This window comes from Pseudomonadota bacterium (assembly GCA_039024915.1).
Classification (GTDB): Bacteria; Pseudomonadota; Alphaproteobacteria; order Rhizobiales; family MH13; genus MH13.
The window spans coordinates 89,862-112,855 of the sequence record JBCCPK010000001.1; the positions used below are offsets into that span (position 1 = coordinate 89,862).

A 22,994-nucleotide genomic window follows, 5' to 3' on the forward strand; every position below is an offset into this window, starting at 1 on the left:
ATTTCGGCGGCGCGTCCGCCGATCAGGTCCACAGAAAAGCCGCCATCAGCGCTCGTAGCGAGGGGGACGGGTGATGGCAGAGAAGTTTGGCGGCTTCGCCACAACGCACGACGGGAAACACGTCACCCTGTCCCAGGATGAGGCTAGGGCGTTGCTGGACTCTGCGGAGAAGCAAAAACAGCAGCGCGCCTCAGATATCCCGACATCCCATAATGCGCTGGCGATCATATCGAACGCCATGATCAGGCTCCGCGAACTGGGATGGCGTGACGCCTGTTACTGCCCCAAAGATGGCAGCGAATTCGCAGTTCTTGAACTGGGCTCCACTGGCATTTTCCGCTCGTTCTACATGGGGGAATCGCCGGACGGGCGTCTGTATCTCGACGACTTCTTCGTGCACCCGGACGGCTGCTTGTTTAAGCCGCTGGACCGCCTCACTGACGACGAGCGCACGCAGCTCGAACAGTGCGACGAGCAAACCAGGCGCAACATAGAGCGTGATTGCGAGCGCTTCGCCTCCTTCAAGGATCAGCAAGATGAAGGGTGAGCGCACACAAACCGTCAAGCCCGCGCAGGGACTGGCTGAGTTCGCGAAGCACGTGCTGGGCGAAAGCAAGTTCTTTGGCGAAACCAACGGATCAGTGGGCGGAACCACTCACTACATTTCTTGGTTCCACATCCGGCGTGCGCGCCAATCCCTAAACGCGTTCAACAAAGCTATGGAGGCGGACAATGGATGAAACACTGACGACGGATTGGCGGCAGCATCTGGCAGAAGCACATGGAAGGCTGTCGGAAGGTCAGAAGCTCATTGACGCTCTCAATGAGTGGTCGATCGATGTCCACAACCATCTAACAGATGTAGGGGCGTCGTTGTCAAAAACGCAGCCGCACAGTGTCGAAACCCTCAACGGCAAGATCGCGTCCCTCACCGTCGAACGCGACGCCCTCACAGCACAGGTAAAAGAGTTGCGGGGAGCTTTGGCAAGCTTGCTGGCGCGTGTTGATGAACATGGTGTAGAGCATTGGGACGACGACATGCTGCCTGATCGTATTGAGGCAATTATTGCTGCGAGCGACATCGCCCATAAAGCCCTCGCCTCCACCCCATCACAATCGCTTAAAGCCGTTATCAAGCGGGCGAAAGCGGAGGAACGTGAGGCGTGTGCGAAGGCGGCAGACAACATGGCTGATGATGCCATTTACGAGCAGAGCGGCGACGAGGACGCGGACATAATGGAGTCCGTTCACTATCGAGAGATAGCCGCCGCCATCCGCGCTCGTAGCGAGGGGGACGGGTGATGGCTCCCCTAGAAGCAACGGAAATTAAGCGAGCGGCTGCTGCTATTGATGGTGTCGTTGCGATCGACAAGACCATCGAATGGTTGATGAAAGACGACAAGGCGCAATTGGCTCAGCATGGCCAGAAAGCCCGCGAATCCTTTGGCCGCAACCGACTCAGGCATTTTACCGACGAGCAGCTTGGTTCAATCGTTCGGCGCTCGATCGTGGAGGAGCTTCTACTGGAGCGTGAAGGGGTTGTCGCCGAGCACGGTAAGGTCGTGCAGTTCCCCTCACCGCCAGCAGTCATCGCCTCCCTCAAGGAGCAGCAAGATGAAGGGTGAGCGACCGATTCGCGTGCAGCGGCAACGCACAAAGGGTTGGGAGATGCCGCCAAACACGATTTACGTTGGGCGACCAACCCGCTGGGCGAACTTCTATCGTGTTGGACAGCCGATGTGTCGCGAGACAATTCTTCGCTGGGGCCACTCGCTTAGGGACTTCAAGAACCTTGACTATTGCTGCACCGACGCAGCCGACGCCGTTCGCCGTTTCACTGCGGTGCTAGGCTTCGACGAGGCCATATGGCCACAGCTCAAAGCCGAACTCGGCGGCAAAAATCTTGCTTGTTGGTGCGCACTTGATCAGCCGTGCCACGCCGACGTGCTGCTGAAAATCGCCAATGACTGACCCCACCACGCCACTCACACTTGAACGCGCTGCCGCGCTGGCTTTCCCCGAGGGGGGTATAACCGCCCGTTCACTGCGCACCGAGCGCGAGAACGGCCGGTTGCGCACGTTCAAGATCGCGGGCAAGGTCATGACGACCCTTGCCGATATCGACAAGATGATTCAGCGATGCCAGCAAAACGAGGAAGACCGGCCGAAGGCCCACGGCTCATCTACCGCGCGGACCGCGGCACATGGTCGATACACGACGGGGCGGTGCGGCGTAGCACGGGATGCGGCCGCGATGACCGCGCGTGCGCTGAAAGAGCGCTCGCAACCTACATCGCCGAAAAGCACGAACCGGGCGACACAGACCAACGTGATCCCTCTGCAGTCCCCGTAGCGGACGCTATCAACCTGTATTTGCGCGACTGCGCGCCTCACCACAGCCGGCCGCATGAAACCGCCGGTCGCGCGATGCGTTTGCTCGATTTTTGGGGTGATCGAACCATCGCCGATGTGACGTCCGCGACGTGCCGGGCCTACGCAGCACAAAGACCGTCGACGGCCGGCGCAAGGCGCGACCTCGAGGATCTTCGCGGTGCACTCAACCACTACATGGCCGAAGTCTTCGCGCGGCCCGGTCCGCCCGTGCGGCTGCCGCCGAAGCCAGCGCCGCGCGATCGATGGTTGGAGTCCGGAGAAGCGGCGCGCCTGATCTGGACCGCCTGGCGATATCGAGAAGTGCAAAAAGGCATGACCACACAGCGGCGCACCCGCCAGCATATTGCGCGCTTTGCGATCGTCGCGCTGTACACTGGAAGCCGCGCCGGCGCGATCTGTTCGGCCAGTTTCGAGCGCATGCCAGGGCGTGGCTATGTTGATTTGGAAAGCGGGCTGTTCTACCGCCGGCCGGAAGGCGAAGCGGAGACAAACAAGCGCAAGCCGACCATCACCTTGCCGCGGCGATTGCTCGCGCACATGCGGCGCTGGCGTGCTAATGGCCAGACCTATGTTGTCGAGTTTGGGGGGAAGCCGGTTGCGCGGATCGGCAAGGCGTTTCGGCACGTTGTCGCCGATTCGGGACTTGGTCCGGACGTGACGCCGCATGTCTTGCGGCACACCGCGATCACGTGGGCGATGCGCGAAGGCATGCGCCCATGGAAGGCCGCCGGCTATTTCGGCCTATCGGTTGACATGATTGATCGGGTGTATGGTCACCATAGCCCTGACGGCAACGCCGAGACCGGCGAAGCCATTACACGACGCGGTGCAGAAAAGGTGCGTAAATTATCGGCAATCACCGCCTGAAACGTCAAACGGCGCACCCAGACGCCTTGAAACTATTTATCTTTTACAAAAACACAATCGTTCGGGACGAGGGGGTCGGAGGTTCAAATCCTCTCGCTCCGACCATCCACTCAAAAATTGACGCGGTGGTTGGGCGACAGACTGAACCGGGCCGAACTTTTGTGCGGCAATTGCTCGCATTACAGGCTGCACTGGTCGTTCACCGAAGCTTACGAATTGGCGCGCTATGGTAGGGTTTCATTCACCTTGCCGATCACGAGCATGAGTGCGCCATGCTACCCGAACTTTCCGTATCCCTTTCTGATCCGATCTGGCTCATCCTCGCCTTTGCGCTTGGAATGGCCTCCCGAAGTATCGGGCTACCACCGCTGGTAGGCTATCTCATCGCAGGCTTTGGGCTTGCAGCCTACGGGGCGGAGACCGGCGATCTGCTCACCGGTATCGCCGACCTCGGCATCACGCTGATGCTGTTTACGATTGGGCTCAAGATTTCGCTGGGCAGCTTGAAGGCTCCCGAAATACTGGGCGTTGCCACAATACACATGGTGGTGACGATCATCGGCGGCATGCTGGGATTGATGGTGTTAGGACTGCTTGGGCTTTTGCTGTTTGACGGCATCAGCTGGCAGACTGCCGCGCTCGTTGCGTTTGCGATGAGCTTCTCGTCGACCGTATTTGCCGTGAAGGTACTCGAAGATAAGGGCGAGTTCTCCTCGCGTCATGGCCGCATTGCGATCGGTATTCTGGTCATTCAGGACATCATTGCGGTGGTGTTCATGGCTGCGTCATCCGGCACGGTGCCGAGCATCTTCGCGCTGGCGTTGTTGGGCCTTGTGTTTCTGCGCAAACCCCTGGACCGACTTGCCCAGAGGGCGGGTCATGGCGAACTTCTGATCTTGTTTGGCTTCGGCATGGCGCTCGCCGGGTATGCCCTGTTCGACTTGTTGAACCTGAAGGGCGATCTGGGCGCGTTGATTTTCGGTATGCTGCTCGCCTCTTCACCAAAAGCAAGCGAGCTGAACAAAGCACTTAGCTCTTTCAAAGACATCTTCCTGATCGGCTTCTTTCTATCGATCGGCCAATCGGGCCTGCCAGACCTGCAGATTGCGCTAACATCTCTGGTGCTGCTGCTCCTGATGGTACCAAAAACGGCGCTCTGGATGGTGCTGTTTCTGGGTGCACGGCTGCGCAGCCGTGTCAGTTTCCTGTCGACGCTCACGCTGGGAAACTACTCTGAGTTTGCCCTCATCGTTGCGGCGGTTGCGGTTGAGGCGGGATGGCTCGGATCCGAATGGCTGGTCGCGCTTGCGGTTGCGGTTGCGCTCTCGTTCTGCATTTCAGCCCCCATCAACGCATCAGCCAACCGTCTGTTTGCCAAGAGCCGTGGACGCCTGCAGCCGCTGGAGTCCGAAAAGTTTCTGACCGAAGACAAACCCGTCGATCTCGGCGAGGCTCAAACTCTCATATTCGGGATGGGTCGGGTCGGATCAGCGGCGTTCGCGAAACTTGCCGATGATATTCCTGGCAAAGTCATCGGGTTCGATGTCGATAACAAGGTCGTCGATCGTCACTATGCGTTGGGTCGCAATGTGATGCGCGGCGACGCGAACAACCCGGAACTGTGGTCCAAGCTGCACGGCTACCAAACGCAAATTGATCTGATCATGTTTGCCACGCCTTACCTTGCCTCCAACCTCTCCGCGATCGAACTTCTCCGGGAGAGCGGGTACAAGGGAAAAATCGCGACCATTGCCCTGTATCCAGACGATGAGGCTGAGCTTTACGAAGCGGGCGCCGACAGCGTTTACAACATCTACAAAGAGGCCGGCGACGGAATTGCCGCCGAACTGGAAGAGATCATTGAAGCGGCTGCCTAGGGCAGCACAATGGTGCGTCAATGCGTACGCGAAGTAGGCTTGATCCAATCAGCGCCGAATGGTGTATGTCGTTTTGAACAGTTCTAAGGTAGGCTTTTGCGTAGATACGTAAGCCGGACGGATATGGGGATGGTTGCGGATTTCGCGCGCACGTAATTTGCGCATCATGCGATCTGCACTAATCGTGGCGCTGCCGCTCGGGAGGCTGGAAACGTCACAAGGTTTTTCGGGAGCATTTGATGAATTACGAGCGCTTTTTTCAGTCTGGGCTAGAAGCGCTGAAAGACGAAGGCCGGTATCGGGTCTTTGCCGATCTTGAGCGTCATCGTGGCGATTTTCCACGTGCCACGCGTTACCGCGAAGACGGTTCTGTTCAAGAAGTCACGGTGTGGTGCTCAAACGATTATCTCGGCATGGGCCAAAACCACGATGTACTCGGTGCGATGCATGAGGCGCTTGATAAGTGCGGCTCTGGCGCCGGCGGGACGCGGAATATTTCGGGGACCAATCATTACCATGTGCGCCTGGAGCGCGAGTTGGCCGATCTGCACGGAAAAGAAGCTGCACTGCTGTTCACGTCGGGCTATGTGTCCAATTGGGCAACACTCTCCACGCTTGGTGCAAAACTACCCGACGCCGTTATTTTATCTGACGAAAAGAACCACGCCTCGATGATCGAAGGTATCCGTCATTCGCGGGCCGATAAGGTTATCTGGAAGCACAACGACCCCGATGACCTCGACCGCAAGCTATCCGCTCTGAGCCCGAACTGCGCGAAGATCGTGGCGTTTGAATCGGTCTACTCGATGGATGGGGACATCGCACCGATCAAAGAGATTTGTGACGTGGCTGAGGCACACGGCGCGATGACCTATCTAGACGAGGTCCATGCCGTCGGCATGTACGGTCCACGCGGTGGTGGTATTGCGGAGCGCGAGGGCCTGATGGACCGCCTTACCGTCATCGAAGGGACGCTGGGTAAAGCGTTTGGTGTGATGGGGGGCTACATTACAGCATCCTCTGCGCTGTGCGATTTCGTCCGAAGCTATGCATCGGGCTTCATTTTCACCACATCCCTCCCCCCGACGCTGGCTGCCGGCGCTCTGACGTCCATCAGCCATCTTAAGCAGAGCGACGTCGAACGGCGCGGCCAGCAGGCTAATGTGCAAAAGGTCCGGCGCCTCCTGGACCGGGCGGGTATCCCCTACATGCCAGCGCCGAGTCACATCATCCCCGTCATGGTGGGCGATCCGCGCAAGGCAAAGTTCATCTCCGACTACCTGCTGGACGGCTACGGAATTTACGTCCAGCCGATCAACTACCCGACAGTTGCTAAAGGCACCGAGCGGTTGCGCATCACGCCTGGGCCGCTGCACACCGATGAAGACATCGATAAGCTGGTCGGCGCACTTTCGGATCTGTGGTCGCAATGCGCGCTCGCACGTGCCGTTGCGTGAGGTGATAAGCGCCGAAAAGCTTAAAGCTAATTAAGAATAAGCGCTGCAAGTCTTAACCCCTTCTATTAACTGCATAATCGACTTTCGATTGTCGCAGCAAAGACCCGTTGCTACCGTTCAAGCTGCAAGAATTGTATGCAAGGCAAACGGTCCATGCTTGGGTCAACTTCACTATCGAAGACATCAAATGTCGCGTTGTACGCTGCCCTCGCTGAGGTGCTGCGGACGGCTGACAAGGATCGGCTCGCGCGCCATCTTGGGCTGGTAAGCGCAGGCGCAGCGGAGGCGCTGATCAGCCATCCAACCGCTCTGTTCCGTCTGTGTGAACGTCTGGCCGAAGGCTGTGGCACGATGGATCACGAGGTTGCTGTCGACGCGGCAGCCCAGCTGTTCAAAAGCCCGAAGCGCGCGACGCCAAAAGTCCCGCCGCAATCGGTTTTGGGCTGAGGTGAGACGCTATGAGCAAGGTGCTCACCAAAGCCAAGATGAACGAAGCAGCGGGACAACGCGAGCCGCTTGATCTTGAAGAACTTGTTGCGCCTTCAGCAGATGATCTGCTGGACCTGACCCAGGCAGCGCTAGGGGATATCGATCCCCCTTTATGGATGTCCAATAGCCAGCGAGAGCAGCTTCGTCTCGCGCTCAGAGCGCGGCTTGCCAGCGACCTGATCAGCGCTTCGGCGCGGCGCAGTGCAGCTTTCGCGCCCAAGCCGTTTTCCCGTTCGGGCAGCCCCATCGGCTCCGGAGATGAGTGAGATGAACATCATCAACCAACCTAAAGCGCTGGAGCGCGCCGCGCTGGTCCCCAGCCGTCCTGAGCGCGTTCTAAGCCAGAACGATCTTTCGCGGTGGTCCGCCGACGAGTTTGCGCTTGCGATTGCGTTGGCGCGCCGCCCGGCCCGCTTCATGAGCGGCATGAACGCTCAACCGGTGTCCCTTCAGCCGCTGATGAAATCCCAACTTGAGCCAGTGCTGGCCCATGTGCCACTGGAAACCAAAGATGGTGCGTGCACTTTGCACCTGACCGCGGAAGCCTTGGATACGTTAGCAGCATTGCTGACACCGGAAGTTGACGACCCGCGCGGGCTCGGCCGATCTCTTTCACTTGATGCATTAGAAGCGATCCTTGTGGCGTTGCTGTCGCCAGTTGACGGTCTGACGGTTGGCCGGGCGGCATGGATGGATGATCCTGCCCATGGCGCAAGTGCCGCGCTGTCGTTTGCTTCGATTGCGATGCCTATCTGGGGGGCAAGCGGCGCGCTCGTTGCCCTTTACCGGCTCATTGCCGCCGCCGGGATGGCCTCGCCGGACTTGCTGGCAGGCACGGTCGCAGAACGGTTGGCGCAGGCCGAAGCAATCGGCGTTCAAGCCGAGCGACTGTTTGGGACGGTCGAACTTAGCCCGCAAGACCGTGTTGCACTGGAAGTTGGTGGCGGCATCATGCTCGATACCTATTGGCCCAACGGCACGGTTGCCCTTGGCCGGCGGTTCTCGAAGGTGGGGAATGGTTGGCGCATGCTGCCTGACTTGCGCAAAAGTAAAGCGCTTGTGCTGCGTTCACATCACGCGATCCAGGCCCTCAGCGATCCAGAGCTTGGTTACCTTCCCGAGAGCACCCGCCAGCTCGACCTGCTAGACGGTCACACCGTGATCGCGACCGGTCGTCTGGTCCCAGCGGTCGTCAACGACAGTGAAGCCTTGGTGCTCCGTATCGACGAACTGCGGTAGCGGTCGATAAGCCTTTTGATCAGCCACTCCTCAAACGCTCGCGAAACGCCGGCATACCCATCAGTTCGCGCACCACTTCTTCCGCCCAAAGCTTCGCGCCAGTTTCGTTGACATGAAACCCATCACGGGCAAATCCCTCCGCTGGGAAATCCATATGGCGCGCGAACCGCACCACGCCCCCCGCTGCACAGAGGCAAGCCGCCCGTGCATCGATGACGTCTGAGCGCCAGCGCAGCAGTGTCTTCAAGGGCTGTGGCAGAAGCGGGATCACAGAAAGGGGCACGATCGGGCAATGCGCGACAAGCGCGCTGGGAAAGCGCGCCTTCAAACCATAAACCAACGTCGAAAAGGCACGCGAGAAGCGCTTTACGGTGTGCAGGTTCTTGGCATCGTTTACGCCAATGACGAGAACAATAACGTCAAAGCTGTCGCGCGGCAGATGTCGCAGTACGTGGTCGCGCAAGTCGGACGCAGTCGCTGAACTGTTGCCGGCGATATGCAAAGCGACGGGCCGGTCTACGGCGGCGCTTAACACCTGGGCAATCTGGACCGGAAGCGCGTCCTCGAGCCGCCCGGTTCCCACGCCGGCAACCGTGCTGTCACCCATGACAAGCAGCCGCAACGGAGCCCTATGGGGCTGATCGATGGCACCGCTGCTACCAACTGTTCGCAACAGTGGTCCGGCTGGTGGCATCAGCCGCGACTGGCGGCGGCGTACCCAGAAAGCTTGAGGAAGGCAAACTGGCAGCAAGAGCCAGCTTGCCCACGCTTTCAACCTGGTTCGGCGAACATCGTCCAGAAAGGGATTATCGCGCGGTTCGGAAAGCGGGTCTTTCATGAAGCCGCTGCCCGAACCAGCACGTGACGTTCGATTCTGCCGCTACTGGCCCCTGCGGGGTGAAAGCAGTGCCAGACCTGCGGGAACAGCTAAAGCAGCGAGCGCAAGCTTGGTCGCATCACCGAGCACGAACGGCAACAAGCCATGGGTGATAGCGGCTTCAAAGCCGATCAGCGTCGCCAGGTAGCCCACACCAAGGATAAACAGAACGATCAAACCGACGAGCATTGCGGCGCCGATTTTGAGGACCGAAGCGCCCCAGCCCCGGTCTGCGGCTGCCCCCACGATGGCTGAACAAGCAAGGAAGCCCAGTAGGTATCCGCCCGTCGGCCCCATCATGTAGGCCAACCCAATACCCCGTTCCGGCGTGCCTGTGAAAACGGGCAAGCCAACAGCACCTTGCGCGAGGTAGAGAAGAACCGTGGCAATCGCCAGGTTACGCCCATAGGCGGCGGCAATCGCCAAAATGGCGAACGTCTGCATCGTCATTTCGACGGGGTAAAATGGAACCTTGATCTTGGCCGACAGCGTCAAAAGGATCGAACCGATAAGCGCAAGGCCAACAAATCGAAGGGCTTTCACAGTTGCACTCGCCGCGTCTGAGGACGGCCAGATGCGATCAGCGAGTGTCGGCGCAATACCCGTGGGGGATAGGGATGCGGTGGTCATCAAAAAATCTCCATGGACCAGAAGCCGACAACGCAGTCTCAGCGGTAGCGGCGGTAGACGTCTGTGTGCTCGACTGATTAAACCGCCTGTGTGGGAGCGTAAAGTGTGCCGATCACCGTCGAAGGGATAGGATGGCGCTCCCATCGCCGAACCTTGAGCGCCGAGCCAAATGGTAAGCTTGCACTTCGATCGAAGTTTCAGCGCCCGGCCGGGCGAGGTTGTGGAAATCGCACCCGGACTTCGCCGTATCACAGCCAACAACCCCGGGCCGATGACCTTCACGGGCACAAACAGCTACCTTATCGGCTCTGACCCCGTAGTTGTCCTCGACCCCGGCCCCGAGGATGACGCCCACTTGCGGTCGCTTGTACGGGCAATCGGCGGTGCCAAAGTTGATGCGATCATTGTCAGCCATAGTCATCGTGACCACTGCGCCCTCGTCCCGAGCCTCAAGGCGAAACTGCAGGCTCCGGTTATCGGCGCGGCAGCACATATGCCTGCGCGCCCGGCGCATCCTGGGGAGGCCGCCGCTCAAGAAGCGTCGGACACCGTGTATGCGCCGGACCGGGTGTTGCTCGCCGGTCAGCATATCACGTTTGGAGGAACGGAACTGGAGGTCATCGAGACGCCCGGCCACACCATGAACCATCTCTGTTACGCAGTCGGCGGAACTGATTTCCTTTTTTCTGGCGACCATGTGATGGCTTGGTCCACGACCCTTGTTGCCCCACCCGATGGCGCGATGACACCCTATCTTGCGAGCCTTCAGACCCTCCTGGGTAGGAGGGAGACGATCTACCTGCCGGGCCATGGGGCCAAGCTCAACGATGCCCATCACTTCACGCAAGCATTGTATGCCCACCGAATGGATCGGGAAGCCGCCATTATGACCGCACTGGGCGTTGATGGGCTGACCGTACCGGAGCTGGTCGAAGCGCTTTATGACGGGCTGGACCCGCGTTTGCGCTACGCCGCTGGTCTGTCGGTTTTGGCTCACCTTGAACGGCTGCAGGCGCTTGGGCACGCTAGCAAGAGCCTTGCCGGCGACGATCGATGGATCGCAGCGAGCACAGCCTTCGAGAGCGCGTCTTGATCACGGGATCGACGAGCGCGCTAAAGATCCGACGCTGGCGGTGGTGTTGCCGATAAGGCTTGGTCGAAGGTGACCAGCACGCGCCGGAGGACCCGGGCATTGGTGCCGAAATCATGCATTGGCGTGGTTGCCACAGATCGAAAGTCAACCAGTGACCCGCGCCCATCATCAATAATACGCACCGCCACGAGATGCGGGACGAAGGGAATTGCCCCGGTCGCCGACAATTCGATTTCGAAAGTTTGATTACCGACCTGCTCGATGCGCGCCTGTTCCCAACCGTTCCCTTCGGCCAGATCTTCGACAATGTTCGCCAGATGCCACCCCGGCCTCTCGATATAAACGGTGGTGAAGTCAGGAAAGGCCTGAAGCAGTGCGCTGCGCTCTTCGGCACTGGTATCGTCAAGGCGCGTCAGGGAAGCGCGATCTCCGGCAGTAAGCACAGAGAATTGCGGCGGATTGGAAAGGTTGGTCGTAAGGTCTGGGTAGCTGGGCGTTCGCGTCAACACGAAATACAGCGCCGAGGCGCAAACGATAACCGGCAGCGCCCACACAAGAGCGATCAAGCAATCGATCGTGCCCTTCCCGGTTTCCCGCCAGATGCGCGCCAGACCATAAATGCTCTGCAGCAAAGCGAGCGCAGCGAGCGCCGAGGCTACGCCCAGTGCAACCAAAGCACCTTCAAAGGAGATCGCGCCGAAGCCAATGAACACAAACGCCACAAGGATCGACATCAGCCCGAGCGCGGAAACGGTACGCGCGCGGCGCGGAGCGAGCAAAGGTTTGCGCAAGGGGCGAAATTTCATCTCAGTGCCGCATCAGCCTATTGGGGGCTCGTCGTTGTCGAGGTTTAAGCGCCTGCTATGCCGGTATCTGCAGCGACCCGCAACAGGTACCGTGGCGGTCTTTGTCGCCGATCAAGCTCACAAAACAGCGCGGCCGAGCTGCAATCGGCTAACCATCTGTTCACCATGACGCAGATCGCTGGCAAAAGTCTCGGGAATACCCGCTCCTTGCCATGGTTTCGTCATAGCAGGCCGCGATCGTGTTTAGGTTATCAACCAAAACCCAAAGGACCTGCACTCCAGTGACCCTTCTGAACACCCACGACATCACGATGTCCGACCTTCACTCATCTGATCACAATGCTCTGCAACACGCTTCGCGTGGCGCGGCCGACGCGGACGGACAGATCAAGACTGCACTGGATTGCGACATCCTTACGCTGGCGCGTAGGACAAAAGCCGCCGAGAAAGCGGCTGTCACGCGTCATGATCGTTCTGCTGATCCGCTGGCACGCCATTACCGACCGCTCGGAAACCCGGACGTGCGCACCGTCATAGGCCAGCGCTGAGCCCAAACCTACGGATAGAGCCGCGCGCTGCTCCAGGCCGTGCCGGCTCTATCTCGTTTGAACTGAAGCCGATCATGGAGCCTGAACGGCCGATCGTGCCACAGCTCAAACTCCAACGGCGTCAGCTCGAAGCCAGACCAATGCGGCGGTCTCGGGACTGGCCCCTGTTCTCCATAACGCGCGGTCATTTCATCGACGCGCGCTTGCAGTGCGCCATCGGCTTCAAGCGGCTGTGACTGCTTGGACGCCCAAGCGCCAAGGCGCGAATTGCGCGGACGGCTTTCGAAGTAAGCGTCAGCGGTTGGATCGGACACCTGGGCCACGGTGCCCCGTACCCGCACTTGCCGACCCAATGTCTTCCAATGGAAGTTTAGCGCGGCGGCGCCTTGGCCAAGCAGTTCCTTACCCTTCGCGCTGGTCAGGTTGGTGTAAAAGACAAAACTGTCATCGCCGACAGCCTTGACCAAAACGACCCGCACGTTGGGCATACCGCCGGCATCGACGGTGGCAAGCGCCGCCGCATTTGGGTCGTTAGGTTCGCTGCCTGCTGCCTCTTCGAGCCACCCCCGGAAGACGGCAAATGGTTCGGTTGCGTTGAGAAATGTCGTTTCCGTCATCAAACCCGCTCAATTTTTAAGGTTTCAAAAACCGTTTATCCACATATTCGAAGTTGGTGGCTTGTTGGCCTGCTGGGCATTTGTCCACAGTTGTGTCACGGCGCAAGGGCGGCTGATCGTGTAGCTAGGGTTGGGTTATGTCCATATTGGGGAGCGTTTTAAAGCGGCAAGCGCCGCACCTTATGCCCCTCGTGCTTTCTGCCTTTGTCCTTTCCGGTTGCGCCAGCGTCAGCATTCCTTTTTCTTCGCTCGGCGGTGGAACATCAGACGCACAACTTACCACCGGTTCGATCGATAGCTCCACGGACCTCTCATCCTCGCAAACGGAAATGCCGCCACCCCTGGCAACTGCGGTTGCGCCACCTCAGCCTGTCGAGGTCGTTCGACCAGCAGGTGGAGACCGTCCTGCCGAGGCGCTGGTCGCGGTCGTTGAGACCACGCCTCAGCCCATGAGCTTTACACAAGCCGACCTCGACGCGCTCGGGGCCCAGCTCACGCGCAAGCTCGCCGCCGACGCGGCGGTGGGGACGTTTGACTGGTCGATCGAAACGTCGGGCCTGTCCGGGGCCATGACGCCGTTCCGGTCCGCGCAGACCGGTAATGAGGCCTGTAGAATGGTGTCCGTCGAGGTCAGCGATGGGAACCGCGATGCAATCGTTCTCGCTGACGCCTGCCAACGCGACGGCCAATACGTCTTTACAACGCCGCAAGCTGGCCAAGCGCTCTAACACAGGGGTATGGGCCGGCCTCTACCGGGGTGATGCTGGAATCCAGGCCTCATCGTGCTTATTTGAGCACAATCGAATGTTTCCCAACTGAGCAGTAGGTTTGTCATGCGTGATCCCTATTCGGTGCTCGGTCTTACCAAACAGGCCGACAGCGGCGCCATCAAATCGGCCTATCGGCGGCTTGCCAAAGCCCACCATCCTGATTCCAACCCCGATGACCCTAAGGCGAAGGAACGTTTTTCTGAGATTAGCGCGGCCTACGATATTCTTGGTGATGCCGACAAACGCAAGCAGTTCGACCGTGGCGAGATCGATGCTGACGGCAACCCGACGATGACCGGGTTCAACCCGTTCGGCGGCGCGCGCGCAGGCCGGGCCCAAGGCGGGCCGAACGCCGCATTCGACGATCTGTTTGCGCAGTTTCACGCTGGACAAGGAGGCGGCGGGTTTCGGCCTTCGGGGTTCGGCGGTAGCGGCGGCGGTGGTGGCGCCGAGGATATCTTCAATTCAATCTTCGGCGCTGGTGGGCCGCAGCCGGGAATGAACGGACGCGGTGGCCCAAGACAAGCCGGCGGACAAACACGCAAGCCGAGCCGCGGGGCGGATGTTCAGGCAACCGTTACCGTAACGCTTGACGACATTCTGAAAGGCGACAAAGTCACCGTCAGCCTTCCCGGCGCAGGTGCCGTCAAGGTCGCGCTTCCCAAGGGCGTTACCCATGGTCAGGTAATCCGTCTCAAAGGAAAGGGTTCGCCTTCGAACGCACCAGGCGGCCAACCTGGCGACGCGCGCATCACCGTTCGCGTTGCACCCCATGCCAACTTCAGGGCTGAGGGCACGAACCTCCTGATGGATTTGCCTGTAACGCTTGATGAAGCCGTTCTTGGTGCTCGTATTTCGGTGGAGACACTTGATGGAACGGTTGCATTGAGCCTGCCCGAGGGCACGCAGTCTGGTCGGGTGATGCGACTTAAAGGTCGCGGACTGCCGGACAGTGGTGGCGGGCGTGGGGACGTGTTGATCAAGGTGATGATCAAACTACCCGATGACGGTGATGAGGCTCTGCAGACGCTGATGCGACGGTGGCGCAGCACCGGTCGCTACTCCGTCCGATAGCACCGCTATTCGCCTAATTGGACCGGGCGGCAAGTGTATGACACCATGGCAAAGGTTGCCGCTTTGAGGAGGGCGGTGAGCCGATCCGGGGGGAGCCATGCACCAAACGCTTTATCTTTCGCATCCGAGCTATCTCGACCATGCGACGCCGACCGGCCACCCCGAGCGGCCTGACCGACTGCGCGCGATCGATCGGGTGCTGGAGGAAGAGTGCTTCATGGCGCTCGACCGCGATACCGCGCCTTGGGGAACCCTGGAGCAAATCGCTCTGGCCCACCCAACGCGCTACGCCACAGCCATTCGAGATGCATGCCCCGATGAGGGCTTGGTTCGCATCGACGCGGACACGACAGTGTCACCGGGAACATGGGAAGCGGCGCTTCGCGCCGTCGGTGCAGCCTGCCAGGCGGTCGACGAGGTGATGACGCGCAAGGTGAAAAACGCATTCTCCGCGTCGCGACCACCGGGCCACCACGCCGAGTATGCCACATCGATGGGCTTTTGTTTTTTCAACAACGCTGTCATCGCAGCCCGCCATGCACAAAAGCACCATGGCGCCGAGCGCGTCGCAATCGTCGATTTCGACGTGCACCATGGCAACGGTACGCAGGATATCGTCTGGAACGATCCGACAATCATGTACGCCTCCGCACACCAGGCACCGCTTTTTCCAGGGACCGGCGCCAAGACCGAAACCGGCGAGCACGATACCGTGGTCAATGCGCCGCTCGCGTCCGGCGATGGTCGGGCCGAATTCGCTTCGGCATTCGGTGAGGTTCTCTTACCGAAGCTTGAGGCCTTCGGTCCCGATCTGGTGGTGATCTCGGCGGGCTTTGACATGCACACCCGCGACCCACTCGCGAATATCCATCTCGATGAGACCGACTTTGCGTGGATCACCGAGCAGCTGATGGGCTTGGCCGAGCGAAAAGCGGGCTCCCGCGTGGTTTCGCTGCTGGAGGGCGGTTACGATCTGCATGGGCTGTCCCGCTCGGTGGCGGCCCATGTACGCACGCTTATGCAAGCCTAGCTTGCAACCAACGCATCGAGCCCCGGTTGTCCAACGCCGAGGGCCGGCCCTTTCTTGACGTTGCTGGCGCTGCCCGGCACGGTCAGAAGCACCTCCCAAAAAAGCTGCGGAATACGAATCACATGAGCGACGCAAAACCTGCCGATGTCACCAGCCTGACCTTCGAAGCGGCGATGGCAGAGCTTGAGCGAATTGTGGAACAGCTTGAGCGGGGCGAAGTCCCGCTGGAAGATTCCATCGCGATCTATGAGCGCGGAGAAGCGCTCAAGGGCCGGTGTGACGCGCTGCTTAAGGCAGCCGAGGAGCGGGTTGAAAAGATCCGCGTCGACGCTGGAGGGAGCGCGGTGGATACAGAACCGCTCGACCCCTAGCAGGTTGAACGGCGCGCGCAGATGCTGGCGGCGTTTTGCATTGTCTGCGGTTTGGTCCTCCTGGCTAGCTGGGCCTACATCGTGCGCGTCTGGTTCCTAAGCATGCGATGGGACTTTGCCCTGGGCACGGTTCGGGGAAGCCTCATCGAACCGGCGCGAAGCGATGATGCTCTTCGGCAGGTTCAAGGTTTCAAACCGGTCATCCGCTACGCGTATGATATCGATGGCCAAACCTACGTCTCATCACGCTTTTCGGCGACGAAAGAGCCCTTCTTCAGCGAAGAATCGGACGCGCGAGCGTTCATCGAACGATTCCCACATGGCGCGAAGCTCCGCGTCCGCGTCAATCCGAACAACGCCCGGCAAACGGTGCTTGAACGCCGGCTGACATTCATTGACGCGCTTCCGGCCTACCTTGCGATCGGCTGCATCGCGCTCGGTCTCTTGCTGGTTTGAAGAAGCAACCAATCTCCAAGCGATTGTCTCCTTGAAGGTGACAATGCGTTCGGCAACGGCTCTCTGGCTCTTTGTGGCTTGGGCTATACATTGGAAGCATTCCAAACCAAACAGGATAGAGTTCCATGAGCTGGTTGACCGACGCGGACCCCGTAGCGGGTGATCCGACTTCATGCGACGCCGTTGAAACGATCATTGTGCCACGCGCGCGCGACCTTGGCGGATTTGAGGTTCGCCGGGCCCTTCCGTCTGGCAAACGCCAAATGGTTGGCCCCTTCATCTTCTTCGACCAGATGGGTCCGGCGGAGTTTCTCGTTGGTGGCGGGATCGACGTTCGGCCCCATCCCCATATTGGTCTGGCGACGGTGACGTATCTGTTCGACGGCGAGATCAGCCATAAGGATTCGCTGGGATCCGATCTGGTGATCAAGCCGGGCGAGTTGAACCTCATGACCGCCGGACAGGGTATTGTGCACTCTGAGCGTGCGACCGAAAACACCCGCGCCTTCGGTGGCAAGATGTTCGGTATCCAAAGCTGGATCGCCCTTCCTGAGAACGTCGAAGAGAGCGAGCCCGCCTTTCTTCACTATGGCGCTGACCAACTGCCGATGATCAACGATCATGGCTTGTCCGTGCGTGTGATCGCAGGCGAACTTGCCGGGGTGAAAGCTCCCACGGAAACGACCTGGCCCACCCTTTACGCCGACGCCGTCCTCGCGGCGGGTGCGCGGCTTCCGTTGGACACCACCTATGAGGATCGCGCGATCTACACCCTGAAGGGCACCGTCCAGATTGCGGGCGATTCGTTCGAGCCGGGGCAGTTGCTGGTTTTCAAGCCGGGCGACCCGGTCCACATCACCGCAACCACCGACGCCCGTTTCATGGTGGTCGGCGGTGCGCCGATGGATTCGAAGCGGTACATCTGGTGGAACTTTGTCTCGTCGTCCAAAGAGCGAATCGAGCAGGCCAAGGAAGACTGGAAACAGGGCCGCTTCGACACGGTTCCCGGCGACGCGGAGGAGTTTATCCCGCTGCCCAATTAGGCGGTGCGGGCTTAGCCCGAAACTGCCGCCCAATTCAGCACCTGTACAAACGAAAGCGGAAGCTCATTGGCTTCCGCTTTTTGCTGATTTAAGGGACACAGCGCCCATGCTATCGGCGGTCGCATCACGGTGGCGTGACCGATCAAGGTGTCTTCTATGCACGGCCTGAAGTGTCAAATAAACTTTACACTTTATTGCGGCAGGCGTAGGCTGCCCTGTCATGCGCCCCTTCGCCGCGTTTCGCAACGTGGCCAACGCGCCGAATGAAGCGATAGTGTGCTCCCATGGATTTAATTGAACGCCCCCAGACCCCCCTGCTTGATACAGTTTCGAGCCCGGAGGATTTAAGGGGTAAGTCCCATGAAGAGCTCCAGGCAATCGCCGAAGAGGTGCGCGCCGAGATGGTGTCTGCCGTCTCGGTAACAGGCGGACATTTGGGGGCGGGTCTCGGCGTGGTCGAGCTATCGGTCGCCATCCATGCGGTCTTCGACACCCCTGCGGATCGGCTGATCTGGGATGTCGGCCACCAATGTTATCCGCATAAGATACTCACCGGTCGTCGGGATCGCATCCGCACCATCCGTCAGGGTGGGGGCCTTTCGGGTTTCACCAAACGCGCGGAAAGCGATTTTGACCCGTTCGGTGCGGCCCATTCCTCAACGTCGATTTCAGCCGGCCTTGGGATGGCCGTGGCGCGCGATCAGTTGGGTAAGACCAACAATGTCGTCGCTGTGATCGGCGATGGCGCGATGTCGGCCGGTATGGCTTATGAGGCCATGAACAATGCCGGGGCGATGGACGCACGGCTTATCGTCATCCTTAACGACAATGACATGTCTATCGCGCCGCCCACCGGCGCGATGAGCGCGTATCTGGCTCGGCTTGTATCGGGCAACACCTACCGCTCGGTGCGTGAAGGCTTGAAGCGTGTCGCCAAGAAGTTCCCGCCCTACTGGCACAAGAAGGCGGCGCAAGCGGAGGAATTCACCCGCTCGTTCTTCACCGGCGGCACCATGTTCGAGGAGCTGGGCTTCTACTATGTCGGGCCGATCGATGGGCACAATATCTCCCATCTCATCCCGGTTCTGGAGAACGTCCGCGATGCCGAGACCGGGCCGATCCTCGTCCATGTCCGCACGCAGAAGGGCAAAGGCTACGCGCCCGCTGAGGCCTCAGCCGACAAGTATCACGGCGTCTCGAAATTCAACGTCATCACGGGCGAGCAGGCCAAGTCCAAGCCGAACGCGCCCAGCTACACGCGCGTTTTCGGCCAGGGTCTTATTCGCGAAGCGCAAGAAGATGAGCGCATCGTCGGGGTGACGGCAGCCATGCCTGGCGGCACTGGCATCGACCTGTTCGGACAGGCGTTTCCGACCCGCACCTTCGATGTAGGCATCGCCGAGCAGCACGCCGTGACGTTCTCAGCGGGGATGGCCGCCGACGGATTGCGTCCATTCTGCGCGATTTATTCGACGTTCCTGCAACGTGGCTATGATCAGGTCGTCCATGATGTGGCCATCCAGGGCTTGCCGGTGCGCTTCCCAATAGACCGCGCCGGTCTTGTCGGCGCTGACGGGCCGACGCATGCCGGCTCGTTTGATATCGCCTATCTGGGCTGCTTGCCCGGCTTCACCATCATGGCCGCAGGCGACGAAGCGGAACTGATGCATATGGTGCGCACCGCCGCCGCTTACGACGAAGGCCCCGTCGCCTTCCGCTACCCGCGTGGCGAAGGCGTTGGGCTCGACCTGCCCGAACGAGGCGAATTGCTTGAGATCGGCAAAGGGCGCATCGTCAAGGAAGGCTCGACGGTCGCGATCCTTTCGCTTGGCTCGCGTTTGAAGGATGCGCTTAAAGCGGCGGAACGCCTTGAAAGCGATGGCCTGTCGACGACCGTCGCCGACGCACGATTTGCCAAACCACTTGATACCGATCTGGTCACTCGCCTCGCCCGCGAGCACGAGGTCCTGATTACCGTTGAGGAAGGATCGGTCGGAGGCTTCGGCTCATTCGTTCTGCACACGCTTAACGACGCGGCTCTGCTTGATGGTCGCTTGAAGTTGGCGACGCTCACACTGCCCGACCGCTTCATCGATCAGGATTCGCCCGCAAAAATGGTGGCGGAAGCGGGTCTTGATGCGGACGGAATTGTCGGCGCGGTGTTCCGGCTTCTGGGCCGCGACGAGGTTCCCCCATCAGTCGTGGCGCCAGCCATCGCCTAGCGATCTGCGGGGCGCCTGCGGGGCGGCGGCTCAAAACATTATCGGAAGATCACTTTCCGCTTGCGATGCGCCCGATTGCGGTGCAATGCGCGCTCAGATGCGTTGTCTCGCTTGCGAAGTGATGCCCCATGCGCGCTCTTGCCCCTTTTACGGCCCTCCTGATCTCTACAGCGCTGCTCGTTGCGGGGTATGCCCTCCAAAACGCGCTTATCCCTCTGCGCGGTGAAGCAGAAGCCTTCGGTTCCTTCTGGGTCGGGGGCATGGGATCGGGTTTTTTCATCGGTTTCGCCATCGGCTGCTGGTTTGCGCCATCGCTGGTTACACGCGCTGGGCATATACGTGCCTTCGCAGCACTCGTCGGCCTGATGTCGGGCACCATCATCTTGCATCCGCTGGCAATCGAGCCGGCCTTCTGGGTCTTCCTGCGTATGGTCACCGGCTTCTCGATCGCCGCGCTCTACATCATAATCGAAAGCTGGCTCAACGAGCGCACCGACAATGCCAACCGGGGCGCCGTCATGTCGTTCTACGTTGTCATGAACTTTGCGATGATGGCGGTTGGGCAGATGCTGCTGACGCTCTACCCGCTTGAAAGCTTCGCACTTTTCACCTTGGCATCGGTGCTGATCTCCTTTGCCGCGCTGCCCCTCGCCCTGAGCCGTGCGACGCAACCCGCGCCGCTGTACGATGTGCGGCTGAACCTACGCCGACTGGTCGACAATTCTCCCGTTGGTGTTCTCGCCATCTTTGGAACTGGGCTTTCCACCGGTGCTTTCTGGGCATTTGGCGGCGTTTTCGCGACGCGTGCCGGCCTCGATAGCGACGGGGCGGCGCTGTTTCTCACAGTCACCATCGTAGGTGCCGCATTGCTTCAGTGGCCGCTGGGCCGATTGTCCGACACGATGGATCGGCGCTATGTTCTGCTTGGTGTTGGCGCAGCGGCGATCATCATCTGCCTGATCGTCTTCATCATGCGGCCGGAAACCCCAAGCTTTATCTTCCTCGCCGGCCTTGCTTTTGGTGCGGTGATCTTCCCCGCATACGCGCTGGCCGTCGCGCACGCCTTCGATCATGCCGATGCAGATCAGCACGTCATGGTGTCTTCAGGGCTGTTGCTGGCCTTCGCCATTGGGTCCGCAGTGGGGCCGATCCTCGCATCGGTCACCATCGAATGGGTCGGAACGCATGGGCTGTTCGCATACGTTGCGGTGATCCAGTCGCTGGTTGCCGCCTTTGTTGTTTTGCGCCTTTCGACGCGCAGCGCGGTTGCGGCGGCCGACAAGGAGGATTTCACGCTCTACGGAACGTCACCACTGGGTGCCGTCCTCGTCGATTCCGAACTCGAAGATCAGGATATCGAGCTTTACGAGCCCGTTCCCATCGAGTTTGACTATGAAGAACCGCCAGACGAGCCCGCGCCGCGACACGATCACCCACAAGCAACACCTTGAGATCGCCACAAAAATCTATTTAGACGTTCTTGATGACTGCCAGACGCTCCTCCGTCCAGCTCCGCGGCCCACTCGTCGCCCTTGCTCTGTGCGCGCTGTGCGCGCAGCAGCTTGTCGGCTTTGTCTTGGTCGCGTCCCCCGCGATGGCCGACGATCTGGCATGGACACTGTGTCTTTCAAGCTCGGACAGCGACCAGCCCGGCGAAAAAGGTCTCGTTTCCGCCGAGCTGTGCGACTGTATTATGCACCAGACGGGGGCTATCCTGTCGAGCGGCGATCCTGCCGTGTTGGTCGCCCTTGGTCTGGCCAAGCAGCAATCACCCCTCATCGGCGAACGTCCGATTGGGATTTATCCAACGGGTCCTCCGCCTGCGCGTGGACCCCCGGTTTTCCTCATTTAAGCCAGTTACTTCGCCGGCTGTATGGGTGCGTCCCTGCAGGCGGCACCCTGCTTTCCTGAGGAAAAATCGATGATGATCACTCTACAAAAAACCGTTCTGGCCGCCGGTACAGCCCTTTCACTGATCGCTGTACCCTCCGCCGCATTCGCCTGGTGTTCCGGCGGTTATGCGCAAACGACAATCGCTGAGCAGCTTGAGGAAGCGGTATCAACGCACGGCGCTGATACGATTTCCGTTGGCGACTTGCACCTTTTCAACCGCCATGCGCTCGAGACACCGCCGAATGCCCGCAGCGCTGGCGGTTTTCTGTCGATCCACAATTATTCGTCCGAACCAAACAGGCTGGTGTCGGCCAGTTCCCCGGTGTCTGAGCGGGTCGAACTGCACACCATGACGATGGAAGACGATATTATGCGCATGCGTGAACTCGAAGACGGCATTGAGCTGCCTGGAGAAACGCAGGTCGATCTTGAGCGCGGCGGTCTGCATATCATGTTCATCGGTCTTGAAGATCCATTTGTGGAAGGCGATGAAATCCCGGTCACGCTGACGTTCGCCAGCGGCGAAAGCCGGGAGATCATGCTGCCGGTTCGGGCGCGGACGATGGATCACGGCTCAATGGACCATGGGAATGGTCACGGACACGATCACGGGAACCATAACTGATGCGTACGGTCAGACTTGTTGTTTGGGCCCTTGTGGGGCTTGCGCTCGTGGCGATGGGCCTGATCGCTTGGCAAGCGGCTCAGCGAGCCGGAGATGACCAGGCACTCTATGACGAGGCCGTTGAAACAATCGGCGGACCGTTTGAGCTGGTGCGTTCCGATACGCTCGAAACGGTCACCGACGCAGACTTCGCCGACAAACCGAAGGCGATCTTTTTTGGCTTCACCTTTTGCCCGGATGTTTGCCCGACGACTTTGTTCGAACTGGCGAACCACCTCGAAGCGCTGGGTGAGAACGCCGACAACATCCACGCCTTGATGGTGACCATCGACCCAGAACGGGACACTGCGGAGTTCCTGCAAGACTATGTGGGCGCGTTCTCCGACCGCATTGTCGGGCTGACCGGAAGCCAGGAAGCTATCGATGAAGTTGTCGCCAACTTTCGTGTCTACGCACGCCGCGTCGAGCTCGATGATGGCGACTACACGATGGACCACACCGCATCGATTTTCCTGATGAACACCGACAATGAGTTGGTGGGCACGATCGCCTATCAGGAGAACCCCGATACCGCGCTGCAGAAACTGCAGCGCCTTGCGCAGAGCGAAGGCTAGGA

29 protein-coding genes are annotated in these 22,994 nt (G+C 59.8%); 25 read left to right on the forward strand and 4 right to left on the reverse strand.

The features are described 5' to 3' along the window. The first annotated feature begins 73 nt into the window (after positions 1-73). The 12 genes from AAF739_00470 (at position 74) to AAF739_00525 (ending at position 8,323) form a co-directional block, all read left to right on the forward strand. The gene (locus AAF739_00470; protein MEM6381121.1) at positions 74-547 is read left to right on the forward strand and encodes a hypothetical protein; all 474 of its coding nucleotides are present in this window, start codon (positions 74-76) and stop codon (positions 545-547) included. Next, a complete protein-coding gene (locus tag AAF739_00475; protein MEM6381122.1) occupies positions 537-740 on the forward strand; it encodes a hypothetical protein in 204 nt (67 codons plus the stop codon). Before AAF739_00470 ends, AAF739_00475 begins: the two co-directional genes overlap by 11 nt. After that, entirely contained in the window at positions 733-1,302 is a 570-nt protein-coding gene (locus tag AAF739_00480) for a hypothetical protein (GenBank protein MEM6381123.1), read from the forward strand. Before AAF739_00475 ends, AAF739_00480 begins: the two co-directional genes overlap by 8 nt. Continuing rightward, positions 1,302-1,625 carry a hypothetical protein gene (locus AAF739_00485; protein ID MEM6381124.1) on the forward strand — a complete coding sequence of 108 codons (324 nt, stop codon included), beginning with the start codon at positions 1,302-1,304 and terminating at the stop codon, positions 1,623-1,625. Before AAF739_00480 ends, AAF739_00485 begins: the two co-directional genes overlap by 1 nt. Continuing rightward, positions 1,615-1,971, forward strand: a complete 357-nt coding sequence (locus tag AAF739_00490; protein ID MEM6381125.1) for a DUF4326 domain-containing protein — start codon at positions 1,615-1,617, stop codon at positions 1,969-1,971. The genes AAF739_00485 and AAF739_00490 overlap by 11 nt, the downstream gene beginning before the upstream one ends. Next, entirely contained in the window at positions 1,964-2,353 is a 390-nt protein-coding gene (locus AAF739_00495; GenBank protein ID MEM6381126.1) for a hypothetical protein, read from the forward strand. The genes AAF739_00490 and AAF739_00495 overlap by 8 nt, the downstream gene beginning before the upstream one ends. Positions 2,354-2,427: 74 nt before the next feature. Beyond that, the gene (locus AAF739_00500) at positions 2,428-3,261 is read left to right on the forward strand and encodes a site-specific integrase (protein ID MEM6381127.1); all 834 of its coding nucleotides are present in this window, start codon (positions 2,428-2,430) and stop codon (positions 3,259-3,261) included. Between the two features lie 272 nt (positions 3,262-3,533). After that, positions 3,534-5,138, forward strand: coding sequence for a cation:proton antiporter family protein (locus tag AAF739_00505; GenBank protein MEM6381128.1), 1,605 nt, complete (start codon positions 3,534-3,536; stop codon positions 5,136-5,138). A 239-nt stretch (positions 5,139-5,377) separates the two neighbouring features. Beyond that, positions 5,378-6,595, forward strand: a complete 1,218-nt coding sequence (gene hemA / locus AAF739_00510) for a 5-aminolevulinate synthase (protein ID MEM6381129.1) — start codon at positions 5,378-5,380, stop codon at positions 6,593-6,595. Positions 6,596-6,748: 153 nt separating this feature from the next. Beyond that, positions 6,749-7,042 carry a hypothetical protein gene (locus AAF739_00515; GenBank protein ID MEM6381130.1) on the forward strand — a complete coding sequence of 98 codons (294 nt, stop codon included), beginning with the start codon at positions 6,749-6,751 and terminating at the stop codon, positions 7,040-7,042. Positions 7,043-7,053: 11 nt separating this feature from the next. After that, positions 7,054-7,350: a hypothetical protein gene (locus tag AAF739_00520; protein ID MEM6381131.1), complete on the forward strand. Its 297-nt coding sequence runs from the start codon at positions 7,054-7,056 to the stop codon at positions 7,348-7,350. Continuing rightward, the gene (locus AAF739_00525; GenBank protein MEM6381132.1) at positions 7,343-8,323 is read left to right on the forward strand and encodes a hypothetical protein; all 981 of its coding nucleotides are present in this window, start codon (positions 7,343-7,345) and stop codon (positions 8,321-8,323) included. Before AAF739_00520 ends, AAF739_00525 begins: the two co-directional genes overlap by 8 nt. A gap of 19 nt (positions 8,324-8,342) precedes the next feature. Here the strand turns inward: AAF739_00525 and AAF739_00530 are convergent, their stop codons facing one another. Then, positions 8,343-9,161: an SGNH/GDSL hydrolase family protein gene (locus AAF739_00530; GenBank protein MEM6381133.1), complete on the reverse strand. Its 819-nt coding sequence runs from the start codon at positions 9,159-9,161 to the stop codon at positions 8,343-8,345. 42 nt (positions 9,162-9,203) lie between these two features. Next, complete coding sequence (locus tag AAF739_00535) at positions 9,204-9,830, reverse strand: biotin transporter BioY (GenBank protein MEM6381134.1); 627 nt, start codon at positions 9,828-9,830, stop codon at positions 9,204-9,206. 220 nt (positions 9,831-10,050) lie between these two features. Here AAF739_00535 and AAF739_00540 point away from each other — a divergent pair, with 220 nt between their 5' ends. Next, positions 10,051-10,923 carry an MBL fold metallo-hydrolase gene (locus AAF739_00540; GenBank protein MEM6381135.1) on the forward strand — a complete coding sequence of 291 codons (873 nt, stop codon included), beginning with the start codon at positions 10,051-10,053 and terminating at the stop codon, positions 10,921-10,923. A gap of 20 nt (positions 10,924-10,943) precedes the next feature. On the opposite strand, the gene AAF739_00545 is transcribed toward AAF739_00540, so the two are convergent. After that, positions 10,944-11,729: a DUF1499 domain-containing protein gene (locus tag AAF739_00545; protein MEM6381136.1), complete on the reverse strand. Its 786-nt coding sequence runs from the start codon at positions 11,727-11,729 to the stop codon at positions 10,944-10,946. Positions 11,730-12,010: 281 nt separating this feature from the next. On the opposite strand from AAF739_00545, the gene AAF739_00550 reads away from it, so the two are divergent. Beyond that, on the forward strand, positions 12,011-12,277 hold the full coding sequence (locus AAF739_00550; GenBank protein ID MEM6381137.1) for a hypothetical protein: 267 nt from the start codon (positions 12,011-12,013) through the stop codon (positions 12,275-12,277). Between the two features lie 8 nt (positions 12,278-12,285). Here the strand turns inward: AAF739_00550 and pdxH are convergent, their stop codons facing one another. Then, on the reverse strand, positions 12,286-12,894 hold the full coding sequence (gene pdxH, locus AAF739_00555; GenBank protein MEM6381138.1) for a pyridoxamine 5'-phosphate oxidase: 609 nt from the start codon (positions 12,892-12,894) through the stop codon (positions 12,286-12,288). A 137-nt stretch (positions 12,895-13,031) separates the two neighbouring features. Between pdxH and AAF739_00560 the strand changes: the two genes are divergently transcribed. From AAF739_00560 to AAF739_00610, 11 genes are all read left to right on the forward strand, one after another. Next, positions 13,032-13,622 (forward strand): hypothetical protein, encoded by a 591-nt coding sequence (locus AAF739_00560; GenBank protein MEM6381139.1) that lies wholly within the window; start codon positions 13,032-13,034, stop codon positions 13,620-13,622. A gap of 105 nt (positions 13,623-13,727) precedes the next feature. Continuing rightward, on the forward strand, positions 13,728-14,738 hold the full coding sequence (locus AAF739_00565; protein MEM6381140.1) for a J domain-containing protein: 1,011 nt from the start codon (positions 13,728-13,730) through the stop codon (positions 14,736-14,738). 97 nt (positions 14,739-14,835) lie between these two features. Beyond that, positions 14,836-15,768, forward strand: coding sequence for a histone deacetylase family protein (locus tag AAF739_00570; protein ID MEM6381141.1), 933 nt, complete (start codon positions 14,836-14,838; stop codon positions 15,766-15,768). Positions 15,769-15,890: 122 nt separating this feature from the next. Beyond that, positions 15,891-16,139, forward strand: a complete 249-nt coding sequence (locus AAF739_00575; protein ID MEM6381142.1) for an exodeoxyribonuclease VII small subunit — start codon at positions 15,891-15,893, stop codon at positions 16,137-16,139. Between the two features lie 21 nt (positions 16,140-16,160). Further along, entirely contained in the window at positions 16,161-16,595 is a 435-nt protein-coding gene (locus AAF739_00580; GenBank protein MEM6381143.1) for a DUF3592 domain-containing protein, read from the forward strand. Between the two features lie 125 nt (positions 16,596-16,720). Beyond that, the gene (locus tag AAF739_00585) at positions 16,721-17,638 is read left to right on the forward strand and encodes a pirin family protein (GenBank protein MEM6381144.1); all 918 of its coding nucleotides are present in this window, start codon (positions 16,721-16,723) and stop codon (positions 17,636-17,638) included. 293 nt (positions 17,639-17,931) lie between these two features. Next, positions 17,932-19,860: a 1-deoxy-D-xylulose-5-phosphate synthase gene (gene dxs / locus AAF739_00590; protein MEM6381145.1), complete on the forward strand. Its 1,929-nt coding sequence runs from the start codon at positions 17,932-17,934 to the stop codon at positions 19,858-19,860. A gap of 128 nt (positions 19,861-19,988) precedes the next feature. Continuing rightward, a complete protein-coding gene (locus AAF739_00595; GenBank protein MEM6381146.1) occupies positions 19,989-21,311 on the forward strand; it encodes an MFS transporter in 1,323 nt (440 codons plus the stop codon). Between the two features lie 32 nt (positions 21,312-21,343). After that, the gene (locus AAF739_00600) at positions 21,344-21,712 is read left to right on the forward strand and encodes a hypothetical protein (protein ID MEM6381147.1); all 369 of its coding nucleotides are present in this window, start codon (positions 21,344-21,346) and stop codon (positions 21,710-21,712) included. A gap of 69 nt (positions 21,713-21,781) precedes the next feature. After that, positions 21,782-22,378 (forward strand): copper chaperone PCu(A)C, encoded by a 597-nt coding sequence (locus tag AAF739_00605; GenBank protein MEM6381148.1) that lies wholly within the window; start codon positions 21,782-21,784, stop codon positions 22,376-22,378. Beyond that, a complete protein-coding gene (locus tag AAF739_00610) occupies positions 22,378-22,992 on the forward strand; it encodes an SCO family protein (protein MEM6381149.1) in 615 nt (204 codons plus the stop codon). The genes AAF739_00605 and AAF739_00610 overlap by 1 nt, the downstream gene beginning before the upstream one ends. Positions 22,993-22,994 lie beyond the last annotated feature (2 nt).